11 protein-coding genes are annotated in these 12,704 nt (G+C 41.4%); 5 read left to right on the top strand and 6 right to left on the bottom strand.

The features are described from left to right. Nucleotides 1-276: 276 nt before the first annotated feature. Entirely contained in the window at nucleotides 277-1,122 is an 846-nt protein-coding gene (locus tag GM920_RS04485; protein ID WP_182953821.1) for a DUF6266 family protein, read from the top strand. A gap of 208 nt (nucleotides 1,123-1,330) precedes the next feature. Here the strand turns inward: GM920_RS04485 and bioB are convergent, their stop codons facing one another. Beyond that, complete coding sequence (gene bioB, locus GM920_RS04480; RefSeq protein WP_182953819.1) at nucleotides 1,331-2,317, bottom strand: biotin synthase BioB; 987 nt, start codon at nucleotides 2,315-2,317, stop codon at nucleotides 1,331-1,333. Between the two features lie 40 nt (nucleotides 2,318-2,357). Further along, entirely contained in the window at nucleotides 2,358-2,969 is a 612-nt protein-coding gene (locus tag GM920_RS04475) for a hypothetical protein (RefSeq protein WP_182953817.1), read from the bottom strand. A gap of 67 nt (nucleotides 2,970-3,036) precedes the next feature. Here GM920_RS04475 and pdxR point away from each other — a divergent pair, with 67 nt between their 5' ends. After that, on the top strand, nucleotides 3,037-4,521 hold the full coding sequence (pdxR, locus tag GM920_RS04470) for a MocR-like pyridoxine biosynthesis transcription factor PdxR (protein WP_182953815.1): 1,485 nt from the start codon (nucleotides 3,037-3,039) through the stop codon (nucleotides 4,519-4,521). Here pdxR and GM920_RS04465 read toward each other — a convergent pair. After that, complete coding sequence (locus tag GM920_RS04465) at nucleotides 4,516-4,965, bottom strand: hypothetical protein (protein ID WP_182953813.1); 450 nt, start codon at nucleotides 4,963-4,965, stop codon at nucleotides 4,516-4,518. The two genes, pdxR and GM920_RS04465, sit on opposite strands and share 6 nt — an antisense overlap. A 77-nt stretch (nucleotides 4,966-5,042) precedes the next feature. Here GM920_RS04465 and GM920_RS04460 point away from each other — a divergent pair, with 77 nt between their 5' ends. Then, nucleotides 5,043-5,750: a DNA alkylation repair protein gene (locus tag GM920_RS04460; protein ID WP_182953811.1), complete on the top strand. Its 708-nt coding sequence runs from the start codon at nucleotides 5,043-5,045 to the stop codon at nucleotides 5,748-5,750. 23 nt (nucleotides 5,751-5,773) lie between these two features. Here GM920_RS04460 and GM920_RS04455 read toward each other — a convergent pair whose 3' ends face one another. Beyond that, entirely contained in the window at nucleotides 5,774-7,906 is a 2,133-nt protein-coding gene (locus GM920_RS04455; RefSeq protein WP_182953809.1) for an outer membrane beta-barrel family protein, read from the bottom strand. A gap of 127 nt (nucleotides 7,907-8,033) precedes the next feature. Here GM920_RS04455 and GM920_RS04450 point away from each other — a divergent pair, with 127 nt between their 5' ends. Together GM920_RS04450 and GM920_RS04445 are read left to right on the top strand one after the other, a co-directional pair. Further along, entirely contained in the window at nucleotides 8,034-9,710 is a 1,677-nt protein-coding gene (locus GM920_RS04450) for a histidine kinase (protein WP_182953807.1), read from the top strand. After that, nucleotides 9,707-10,405: a LytR/AlgR family response regulator transcription factor gene (locus tag GM920_RS04445; RefSeq protein WP_182953805.1), complete on the top strand. Its 699-nt coding sequence runs from the start codon at nucleotides 9,707-9,709 to the stop codon at nucleotides 10,403-10,405. The genes GM920_RS04450 and GM920_RS04445 overlap by 4 nt, the downstream gene beginning before the upstream one ends. A 7-nt stretch (nucleotides 10,406-10,412) precedes the next feature. On the opposite strand, the gene GM920_RS04440 is transcribed toward GM920_RS04445, so the two are convergent. Beyond that, complete coding sequence (locus GM920_RS04440) at nucleotides 10,413-11,804, bottom strand: DUF3943 domain-containing protein (protein ID WP_182953803.1); 1,392 nt, start codon at nucleotides 11,802-11,804, stop codon at nucleotides 10,413-10,415. A 152-nt stretch (nucleotides 11,805-11,956) separates the two neighbouring features. Beyond that, a complete protein-coding gene (locus GM920_RS04435) occupies nucleotides 11,957-12,691 on the bottom strand; it encodes a thioredoxin domain-containing protein (RefSeq protein ID WP_182953800.1) in 735 nt (244 codons plus the stop codon). Nucleotides 12,692-12,704: the final 13 nt, after the last annotated feature.

The following is a 12,704-nucleotide window of genomic DNA, read 5'->3' as shown; positions in this document are numbered from 1 at the left end:
TTAGCTACAAGGTCTCAACTTCAAAATCAGCGCAGGGAAGAGGAGCTGCCCTCGATCTCCCTTGTAGATCATTCCAAATTCCTCTTTAATCTAATTCAACTTTAATAGATATCAAATAGGTAGTTGATAGGTCCTTATTAGGTCAAAAAGACCTAATAAGGACGATTTTATATCGTATTAATAATTAATTTATTTAATCATCAATTTGAACTTATCTCGGGATAATCCTGTATCTTACAAATGCAAGTTGTTGTAAATCAATTAAAAAACGCGATCATGGGAAGGTTAAATAATGGATTGTTCGGAGGATTTAATGGCCGTGTGGGTAACCTGGTCGGTTATATGTTAAACGGGAAGTCAATTGTCAGAACAATTGGACACAGTACAAAGCCCTTAACTCCTGCAAGGAAATCCAATTGTGAAGAAATGACGGTCGTAAATGCCTTTCTGAGGCCAAATTTAACCTTTATCAAGTCTGGGTTCCGCTTAATTACCGTCGGAACAGACAGGAATTTTTACAATGAAGCCGTTTCTTATAATAAAAAAAACGCTTTGCAGGGAGAATATCCAAATATAAGCATGGATTATACTAAAGCCCTTTTAAGCATGGGAAGCCTCTTAAAAGCGGGTAAAACCACGATTTCTAAACATGCAGACGGTATAGAATTCAAATGGGAGGTTCCTGGAGACCTACCCTGGAGAAATAGAAACGATCGGGCCATGTTATTGATTTATTTTCCTGATGCTGGGGTATCCACTTATGTGCTCAGCGGATCCAGAAGACATGTAGGAGAAGAACTGGTTGCGATCGATCCAAACCTTGCTGAAAGCAGGATGGAGGCCTATATTTCTTTTATAGATGAAGATGCATCAACCATTTCCGACAGTGTACATGCCGGTTCTTTAAATGTAAAACCCATTGAACCGGAAGAGTTTGCCGAAAAACCTCAAGAGAACGAAGAGGAGCTCAGTGTTAAGGCGGTAAAACCCATTATCCATAAGAAACCGCTTAAAAACCAAGTTTTTAAAACACCACAGAGCAAAAAAATAAGACAGCAACTGATTTCATCAGCTGGTTTTTCAGCACATACAGGCCAACGAATCTTTCCTTCGCCCTCCTGATGCTGAAATATTGAGGAGCTTCTTTTAATTTGGGTGTTCTTTTTCGTCCATTAGGCAATCCTTATGACCTGAATCCAATAATATCGCCATTGCGAAATAAATCCGGCTAGATTTCCATACCCAAGGCATAAAAAAAGGAGAGAAGGGCAAAGCTTCATCTCCTTTCAGTTCAGTAATTGAACATTTTATCCCCCCCAAGGGATAATCGTTAAACAGTAGGGCTTGTCGCTCTATCTTTCTGCATCGGTTTTAATCCTAACAATTCGAACATCTTGCGATCATCGTCTAGTTTTGGATTAGGCGTCACCAACATCTCTTCGCTTTCACTCGTGAAAATTGAATTGGCACCTGCCATAAAACACCAGCTCTGCTCTTCAGTAGTCATTTCTGCTCTTCCTGCACTCAATCTCACCATCGCTTTAGGCATCAAAATTCTTGCAGTAGCAATCATTCTCACCATTTCCCAGGTATCTACTTTCGGCAAATCTGCCAACGGAGTTCCTTTAACCCTGGCTAAAGCATTAACAGGCACTGATTCCGGATGCTGTTCTAAATTTGATAAGGTATGGAGCATACGGATCCGGTCTTCATGAGTCTCTCCAAGTCCAATAATACCACCTGAACATACTGAAATCCCTGCTTTACGCACATTGTTCAAGGTATTCAAACGATCATCATAAGTTCTGGTGCTGATAATTTCCTCATAATATTCTTTTGATGAATCCAGGTTGTGGTTGTAAGCATACAATCCAGCTTCCTGCAACCTTTCTGCCTGCGCCTCATTGATCATCCCTAAAGTACAGCAAACCTCCAGTCCGATTTCATTTACACCTTTTACCATTTCAATAATTTTATCGAAATCGCGGTTATCACGCACTTCACGCCATGCTGCAGCCATACAAAAACGGGAAGATCCAGCGTCTTTAGCTCTTTGAGCGATGGCAACTACATCATCTTTATCCATCAATGCCTTTACCGTGATGCCAGTATGATAACGCGCCGCCTGACCGCAGTAGGAACAGTCTTCCGGACATCCGCCAGTTTTCACAGAAAGCAGTGTGCAGACCTGAACTTCATTTGCTTTATGCGATTTGCGGTGTACCGTGGCAGCTTGATAAACAAGCTCCAATAAAGGTTGGTGGTAAATGTTCTCTATTTCCTGGATAGTCCAGTCATTTCGTAAAGTAGTACTCATTTGATATATTTTTCTTTGGTTGTCGATAAGGATAGGGCTGTTATGCGGATATGGTTTTGGAAAGATCAGCGATCCAGTCCTGATACAATTGGCTTTCTATGGCAATGATTTGTTGCGCATGTTCTTCCCAGGAAGGTGAGAAGGTTTTCAGTTGTACAATCATCTCTTCCAAATGTCCTTGCTCTTCTAAAATGATCGATCGCACACTGACTTTGCTGTTGTTTTTGCTTAAAATACCCTGGTAAATCGGGTAAATCTCATCCGCGCGGACTTCAATCGCATACGTGACTAATAGGTATGCAGCAAATTTTAGTGCAGATCCATGCAGTTGTAGCGTGTTTTTTAAGTAGCGGCTGGTCAGTAAATCCAGTTTGTTTAAGTAGTATTTACTGCTGTATGGTGCCAACAGGTAGTCCGGCTCATAGGTAGGGCAGGGCGTCGTATTTAATCGGGTAATTTGTTTTTTCAGATAGAAGGCATGGCGGTGTTCTTCGGCCGCATGCTTCAATACCATATAAGTGGATGTTTCCGGCTGTTCGTTCGCAGAGATCTTTCTAGCCCCTATATTTTCCTGTAAAGAGAGGGTATTGAGAAAGCGGGCATGCACCTCGTCATTGTTCACGATCTGTTGCAGCAATTCTTCTAATTCCATTGATTTCATTTGTTTCGGTCAAAAGTATTACCTTGCCGGATAGTTAATAGGTACCAGTTTTAAGTTTATGAGTAGTCCGGTTCAAATTCCCTTTCAAAGTGTAATCCGTATAGATCGGTTATTAGATCGTCCGGTTTACCTTCAAATTGCCCATCAAATGATCAATGCCATCCAGAGAGGGGTGCTTTTGCCAGGGATTCAGTTGCCGGGCACCAGAAGTTTAGCAGATGATTTGGAAGTCCACCGAAAAACCATTATTGCGGCCTATGATGAGTTGGATGCCCAAGGCTGGACGGAAATCAGGCCAAATAAAGGGACTTTTGTGAGAAATAAAGGGCCACAGGAAAATACCGCATTACAACCTTATGATGAAAAATTCTTGACCAGCTATCCAGCTGAAACCGGTTACCGCTTTAAGCAAAGCATTTTATTGGATGTGCTCCCGGTAACTGCTTCTGCCGGACTGGAGTTTAATGATGGTTTGCCTGACATCAGGCTTTTGCCCTTAGAAAGATTGTCTAAGGTGTATGGAGGGATTCTAAAGAGTAAAACCAATTACAAACATTTCGGCTATTCTCACGTAGAAGGAAATGAATATTTTAGAGAAACTTTGGCGCAGTACCTCAACAATACCAGAGGTTTACACATCAATAAGAACAATATCCTAACCACCAGAGGGATTCACATGAGTATTTATATGGCTTCCAGTATGTTAATCGAGCCTGGCGACCTGGTTATTGTAGGTGACCTCAGTTATTATCTGGCCAATATGTGCTTTCAACAATCTGGGGGGAAGATCATTGCTGTGCCTGTAGATGCAGATGGGATTTCCGTGGATGCCATCCGGGAGCTCTGCAAAACTAAGAAAATCAGGATGTTGTATTTAACGCCACATCACCATTATCCAACCACCGTTACCCTGAGTGCGGAAAGACGGGTGGAGTTATTGCAACTGGCTCAAATGCATGGTTTCATCATCCTGGAAGATGATTATGACTACGATTTTCACTACAATGGAAATTCGGTGCTGCCCCTGGCCAGTGCAGATACCAATGGGATGGTGGTATATATTGGCTCTTTCTGCAAATCATTAGCGCCAGGATTCAGGTCTGGTTATTTGATCGCTCCAGAAAATCTGATCCGGGAAATGGCGAAATTCCGCAGATTGGTAGACAGACAAGGAGATATGTTAATGGAACAAGCCTTGGCAGAATTGCTGGAAGAAAAGGAAATCCAGCGGCACCTCAAAAAAGCAGTGAAAATTTACCAGGAAAGGAGAGATGTGTTCACGGAACTCCTGAAAAACGAACTTGGAGAGGAACTGAGCTTCGCCTCGCCGCCAGGTGGCTTATCAGTCTGGACAAAATGGAATCCACAGTTAAACCTGATGCGGATCAGCAAAAACTGTTTAAAGAGAAATCTTCATCTACCTCAGGAATTGCTATATCAAACTGATAACTTCACCGCAATGAGGTTGGGTTTCGGAAACCTAAGTACTCAGGAATTGGAAGAAGCAGTTCATATCTTGTCCCTTGCGGTAAAAGAATCATGATCCTCTCCTGATAATATAGTAGAGTTGCCTGATGGAAACCAGATGGCCAAACAAAACCAGGGGTACAATGAATGTTGGTAGCCATACATAAGGGAAGTTAGGAAGGGCAATGTTGGGTTGCTCAAATGCGAACTTTTGAAAAGGAGAAGGAGCAGAAAAAAGCGCAAGAAATACGATGTTGATCAAGAGCCCCAGACAAATGAGATTCCAGATCAAAAGTATGGTAGGGCTTATTTTACCATTCTTAATGCCAAACCAGGCTATATTAAAAGAATCGTAATGATACCGGCTTTTTTCTGTACGAACCTGTAAGGAGAGCAACTGATGGTCCATTGAAATAAGGCTAAGGTGGCTAGAGTGGTCAGACCAAACAGAATAGATAAATATACCGGCAGAGATTGAATCATGATCATCAGTTTTTAGCGTATGTACTAATATACTCATTCTTGTTCTGTGCTCCAATCCAAATAATGTGGCTTTAATTGGAAATAATCATAAATTCGTAATAGAAAATAACGGGTATGACTTTACAAGAAATTATGGAGGAGCTGCAATCCAAAGGCAGCGATCAAATCAAAAATATTCTATTGAAACATGGGGTAAGAGAACCGTTTTTTGGCGTTAGAGTGGGGGATATGAAACCCATTCAGAAGAAAGTAAAAATGGATTACCAGTTGGCAAAAGATTTATATGCAACTGGCAATGCAGATGCGATGTACCTGGCTGGCTTAATTGCTGACGATAAGAAAATGACAAAGGAGGATTTGCAACGCTGGGCAGCGCAAGCCTTGTCTTCCAATATTAGTGAATACACCGTTCCATGGGTAACTGCCGGCAGCCGGTTCGGCTGGGAATTGGGAAATGAATGGATCAATCATGAGGAAGAACATATCGTTGCAGCAGGTTGGGCAACGCTTAGTAATCTTGTTGCATTGCTCCCAGATGAGGAATTAGACCTGACCGCGATAAGGGCTTTATTGGATCGGGTAGTTCTGGAGATGCCCAATGCTAAAAATCGGGTTCGTTATCAGATGAATAGTTTTGTCATTTCTGTAGGTGCTTATATAGCCGCCTTAACTGCTGCTGCAATTGAAGCGGCTAATAAACTGGGTGTCATAACGATTGAGATGAATGGTACTGCTTGTAAAGTTCCTTCTGCCGCTGATTATATTTTGAAAATAAAAGATAAAGGCGCAATTGGGAAAAAGAAGAAAACAGTGAAGTGTTAGCCTAAACGGAATAGGTTAAAGGCTTAATTCCGGTTTCCAGACTTTGCCTGGCGTACAGATTGCCCCTCCTTATGGTTAAATTTATAAACGAAACTAATGCGGTAACGGTCGGCATTTGGGTTGTTCATTTGGTTCAGCAGGTAATTACTGCCAGTCGTTATTGTCCTGAATTTTCGGGAATTCAAAACATTGATGCCATCGATTACTACAGTCGCGCTGTTCTTAAACAGGTTTTTACTGATCCCCAGATCTAAAGCATGGATCGCCGCAGTCTTACTTTGCGCATTTCTTTCTGCACTACTGTAATTATAGCGTCCCTGAAAACTAAAATTCATCGGTAGTTTCATTTGCGCAGAAAATCGACTCGTGAAGGTCTGCGCAGAAAAATTGAAATCCTGCGCTTGATAATATCCCCGCTGTTTAAATGCATAATAATTAAATTCCGCATTCAGCTGCAAGGATGTTACTGGCTGATAGAGGATGGAGAGTTCCATACCCCGACGGGTTTCCTGGTCGATGTTAATGGGGCTGGTAATGAACGTATTTCCATCCTTTAAATAGGTGTAGTCCTGGATTGGATGCGCAATGTATTGGTAGTACAAGGATGGGTTTATGGTAATCTTTCCCCAGTTCTGTAAAAAACCGAGTTCAAAAATATCAGCATAGGAAGGGTTTAGTTCAGGGTTACCTCTATATTGCGCATTGAAATCCGTGATTTCATTAAAAGGGTATAACAGGTAAAGCGAAGGTCTGTTGATTCGTTTGCTGTAACTCAGTTGTAAACTTGTTCCTTCTTGAATTTGATAGCCTAAATGAGCTGTAGGAAATAATTTGGTGTAGTGCTTCCGACTATCAAAGCTGTGTTCCGCATCCTCCACACGAACTTTAGTTAACTCCGCACGTAAGCCCAATAAGTAAGAAAACTGCTTCCATTTACTGCTAAATTGCGCATATCCACTGCCAATCAGTTCTTTATAATCTAGCTTGTTGTCGATTTGGTCGAAAATTATCCATTCGTTTCCTGCTTGTTCCTCCGCTTTATAATCACTGCTAACTCGTCTGTTTTCTAGCTTTAATCCAAATTCCATGATAGAATTGGCGGCAACTGGCTGGATGAAATCTGTCTGTAAAAGAAAATCTTTACTTGCACCAGCAGCACTTGTTCTGATCCCCGGCAATGTTTCTGCGGTGGGAGTGATCCTGCTGGTGTTCAGGTTCCAATCCTTTTCACTGTTCCAGAAGTCATATTGTAAATCCAGACTGAATTTTTTCTTAGGACTCTTAAATGTTCGTGTGTAGTTGAATTCTAGCTGGTTATAAGATCTTTTCTCCCAGGATTCTCCCTTGCGAAGGAATGCGCTATCTACAAGTTGATTGCTGTAATCATAGTTTAAACTTGTTTTGTCATGGTCTTTAGTCGCGTTTTTAAAAAATGCGGCAGTGATGGTATTGTGATCATTCAGGAAATAATCGGCACCCAGGTAAAGGAGTTTCCCATCATCATGTCGGTTTTCTTTTTTTAGTTGCTGGTATTGTGCTGTGCCCAGATCCTGCTGCTCAACCAATTGCTCAGAACGGTACAGGCCAACGTAATCGGTGCTGCGGAAACCAAAAGTCGAAAACAAGTTGATTTTATCGGATTTGTAGTTCAAGCTAGGGTTCAATCGGGTATCATTTGGAAGACCGCCAACCAGCTTAACCTGCCCTGTAAATCCTCCTTTGTTGTTTTTTTTCAGGATGATGTTGATGATGCCTGCATTGCCTGCAGCATCGTAACGGGCAGAAGGGTTGGTGATGATCTCCACCCGGTCAATCTGTCCGGCAGGAATCTGATCGAGCGCATTACTCTGGGTTAATCCGGTTTTGCGACCGTTAATGAGGATGAGCACATTGCTGTTTCCTCTTAAACTAACTGTGCCTGTTGGACTGACGGCAACTGCAGGAAGGTTGTTGAGTAGGTCGTTGGCAGAACCATTTTGTGATAAGAGGTCTTTCCCGACCACAAAGATTTTTTTGTCTAACTTCAGGCTAACCCCTGGTTTTTCAGCAGTAATGGCCACTTCTTTTAAAATGGTTTGTTTTTCTGTGCTTTGCTCTTGTGCGCTTGTGGTTAATGAGCAGCAAATGGTAAAAAGTAAAAATATCGGTAGTTTCATGCTGGTTTGTTTTATCAATGCCACAAGATTAGGGGTATAAATATTTATCTATTGAAAAAACGGGTCAACTGCTCTATATTCTTTTGAATGACATTTTTCTCCCTTATCTTCCGCCTAACTTTACCTTATGAATCGCTTTCTATTATTTGTAGTCCTGTTACTCTCTTTTTCTTCCTGTCATGGAGCACAGGATGCCACGATCACTGAGGTGGTTTATCAGGTAGGAGATGAGCCCATTTGGGCATCTCCAACTTTTGACGATCGGAACTGGTCAAAAGCGCGTGCGTATATTCAGGATCGGATTTTTTGGGTTCGTGCCCATGTTGATTTGGAGAAAGCTGGTCGTGTTGAGGAGCATTTAGGGCTGAGAATTAATGCATTTGGAGCTTTTGAAGTGTATTGGGATGGTCAGCTGATCGGACGAAACGGACAGAATAAACAGGGCGGTAAATCAGAGATTCCCGGGACCGAGACGAGCTGTTTTGTGATCCCAGATACGCTGGCGACCAAAGGAGCGCATGTATTGGCCATCAGGGCTTCGCAAGCTTATTTAAGCAGCGACCTGCGCGATGTAATTGTCTCCATAGACGCTTATCGTCAGCTGATTAAAAGTCCGTTCATTGGTGCTTCCTTGATGAATATGGTTGCTGGTGTATTTCTAGTTGCTGCAGTGTACTATTTCTTTATTTTCATCAACAGCAGAAAAAGAGATTATGCCGTGCTGATATTCTGTATCACCTGTTTTCTTTTCTTTATCCTTCAGCTCACAGAATACCTAAAGGTTTATGTCGAAATTCCCTACGCTCAGTTTTACCTGAGGCTCAAGCTGATCGGTTTGCTCACTTTTGTGATTGCCTTCCTGATTCCCTGGTATTTTAGCATTCAATTTAACTTCAAAAGAAAAGGCCTGCTCCTTGGAATCTTAGGCCTGTCGCTGCTCCTGATTTTTAGCTACAATTATGGCCATTATGACCTTACGGCTTGGTATTATGGCCGTGCAATGTGGTGTGCAGCCTTCCTGATCGTAGGGAATGCCATTCTTCAAAAAGAAAAGGGGGCAGGGATTGTGATGACCGGATTATTGGTCTCCGCTTTGGTTGATTACTTTTTAAATTATGATCTCAGTCTGTTCATTAGTTTCAATATCATCGTGATGTGTATGCTTTACCTGCATACCATCAGAACCAGAGATGCTGAAAACGAATACAGCTCCGCTTTGTTGCTTTCCGCCAGATTGAAAACGGAATTGCTTAAGAAAAATATTCAACCTCATTTTATTAAAAACACACTCACTTCCTTAATGGATTGGATTGAGGAGTCGCCAAAACAAGGGTTAGTCTTCATTCAGGCACTTTCAGCAGAGTTTGACTTGTTGAATGAGATGGCTGATGAGACTTTAATCCCCATTCAAAAAGAGATTGAGCTGTGTAAAGTTCACCTTAAAGTGATGCAGTTTCGAAAAGAGGTAACCTATCATTGGTCGGACACTGGAATTGATCAAAAAGAAACCATTCCGCCGGCCATCTTCCATACCATATTGGAAAATGGAATCACCCATAGCAAACCCTTGCCAGACGGATGTGTCAGTTTTTGCTTAAATTTTATAAAACAACCCGATTGTAAACAATATACCTTATTAACGATTGCTGAAAATCGGAAAAGTGTGTCTAGAAAGGAAGCTGGGACTGGTTTTCGATACATTACCGCCCGATTGAGGGAGAGTTATGGCGAGAATTGGACTTTTACTTCTGAAGCCAGACCGGAAGGTTGGATGACCACCATAAAAATTTACAACCAGAAATGAGAATATTAATTATAGAAGACGAAACCAGGATCGCCGCAAGGATTGAAAGGATGACCCGTAGCTTTTTTGCAGAAAAATTGAAACGCCTGGACCGATTTGAGTCTATTGAGGAGGGTTTGTCTTTTTTAGCAGATCATGAGATTGATTTGCTCTTGTTGGACCTCAATTTAAATGGAGAAAATGGTTTTTCGCTATTAGAATCGGTGCTGTCCAGGTCTTTTCATACGATTGTGATTTCTGCCTATACCGAAAAGGCAATTACCGCATTTGAGTATGGGGTGCTTGATTTTGTGGCTAAACCATTTGATGAAAATAGATTATTACAGGCTTTTTTACGGATCTCCAGTCCAGGGCAGGGGAAGGGATTGAGGTTCCTGGCAGTAAAGAAAGCAGGGGAGATCTCCATGATTGAGGTACAGGACTTGATTTATATTAAAGGTGCAGGGATTTATACAGAGCTTCATTTGAACAATGGGAAGCTGGAGCTGCACGATAAGTCATTGGAAAAACTGGAACAGCTACTTCCTCCAACTTTTGAACGGGTTCATAAATCGTATATCGTAGCCATGGATCACTGCGAAAAGATTATGGTCAACTCCGGAAGCAAATACGAATTGATGTTGAAAAACGGGGAGCTGCTTCCTATTGGCAGAACCCGTTATTCACAATTGAAGGAAAAATTATTTGGGCAGTAAATGAGGTTTAATCATAAGCAATTCGGTATTTAAAGCCAACTTTTAAACCTGGGATGGTCTTATGTACATCCGGACCATTCTTGTAATTTTCCTGTATCAGCATTAAACTCGGTGCGGTGGAGATGGTAATTTCTTTACTTAGCGTGTATTCCAGTTCAGTAACAAAGTTTTGTGAAGAATAACTAGAGGTATTTCCGTTCCAAGTGTTTATAAAACGGCCATTGTAATGCGCTTCAAACATGAATTTATTGGAGATGTTTAACTCAGCATTTCCATTTACGCCAGCACCGGCACCATAATCATAAGGTCTACCATTATAAATACCATTCTCTCCGAAAGCAGCGAGCATGATGGGCCCCATGCCTAGGGAAGTTTTTATCCTGGTTGAAGTATTCAGCCCAAATTCTGAAAACAGGTTGATATTGAGACTTTGGCTGCCATAATAATAAGCCTGGTTGTTTAGGTAATCGTAATTTGAAGTGATAGACAACAGGTTTCTATTGCGGCTATTTTTATTCAGTAGCCAACCATGAACCGTTCCAACGATGTTTACTGAGTTTACAAAGGAACTGTCGTCCTGTCCAACTTCCGCATTTAAGATGAAGCTGCTAAATGGAATTTTATAGTTGTCAAAAGGGTTTCCATAGATTAATTTTAATCTTGCATAAACGCCAAAATTTGCTTGATCATCTCTCATATTGAACTTTCTGATCCCACTTTCTGCTTCCACCTGTAAGAGTGTAGTATCTAGCTTCTCCGTTCTGGAAGGCACTTTTCCCCATTCCCCATCTGCGATTCTCCTGAAGCCATTGGTTGGGTTGATCGCGAGACTGATGGTTTCGTTCAGGTATCTTCTAAATCCTCTTCTCCGGGTCTGTAAGATCTTCCTGGTTAAACGGTGAACGGTTTCACCTATGGTAATTCCTCCGAAAGTTGTGTTGATGATGTCGTTTTTAGAAGGTGCCTGATTTTCTCCGGCAGTTTCCCATATATAGCTACCCACTAATGCTGCAGGGGCTGATTGCCAAAAGCTAAAACCGTTAGAACGGAAGGAATTGAAGAACACACTGCCATGGTAGGGATGGTCAATTTGATTGGTTGGAAAGGCATCGTCATCCCAATTCCAGCTACTAAACTTCAGGTTGTGTTTAATGGAGTTCAAGCTGATATTAGAAAACTCCGCATGCGTAATGAATTTGCTGAAAGACCAGGGGATAAGCTCTGCTATTAGCAATGATGATGCAGCTCTTGCGAATCGTTTTTTCGCGGGAATTTCAATGATTGGGCTGGCAAGGCTGTCGGGCTCGATTTCCTGAGCGGGACTTTGAGCATAAATTGGGATAGAAATGCTAAGAAAAAGGAGGGACAGTGTCGTTCTGAAGCCAGAGATTATGCTCATATATGTAATTACCTTCAAGTAAAAACACCTTTATCTACCCTAAAAGTAAGATAAAGATGTATTAATTGGGTAACACTAAAATCTCCGTAATGTTTCTTAATCAGGTTGTTTTTTTTAAAAATGAACCCAATTAATCTCTTTTAAGAATCTGGTTATTTCAGCTGTTGAATAAGCTTCAGTAAATCTTTTTCGGATTGGAATCCGGTAACACGTTTGATTTCAACGCCATTCTGGTAGATTGCCACCACAGGAAGCCCCTCAATCTTGATGGATTTACTTAATGATTTTGCTTCATCAACATTTACTCTTTCAATAGAAACCTTACCTTTAAACTGATTTTTTAGCTTTTCCAGTACAGGTTCCATCTGTTTGCAAGGGAGACACCATTCTGCGTAGAAGTCGACCAGTACATTTTTATTTGCTTTCAACATTTTATCAAAATCAGTACTCGTAAAGCGATCTGTTTTCGGTTTTTCGGCATTACTAAGTGGTAAGCCACCTTGTTCCCAGGCCATTATACCTCCTTTAAGCTCGTAAACTGAGGTAAAACCAAGCTCCTGCATTTGTTTTACCGCATTTGCACTTCTACCGCCACCTTTGCAATACACGTATACAGGTTGCGTCTTGTCCATTTTGGAAAGCTCCTCCTTAAAAGATTGATCGTAAATATTCAGGTTTTTTGCCTGCTCAAGGTGCCCTGAATTGTACTCTTCTGAAGTCCTCACATCAAGTAAGACCGCTTTATTGTCGGTTTTTAGCTGATTTTGGAATTCCACAGCAGGAATTGTTTGTGCGAAAGTAGCCGAGCTGATGCTGAAAAGGAAGCATCCGATAACAAGCGTTAGAAAGGAAAAGGTATTGGTTTTTTTATGTTGTTGAACTTTCATGTATGTTTTTTGT

It is taken from the genome of Pedobacter gandavensis, from assembly GCF_014172405.1.
Lineage (GTDB): Bacteria > Bacteroidota > Bacteroidia > Sphingobacteriales > Sphingobacteriaceae > Pedobacter > Pedobacter gandavensis.
This window is presented reverse-complemented; position numbering and strand designations above follow the sequence as displayed.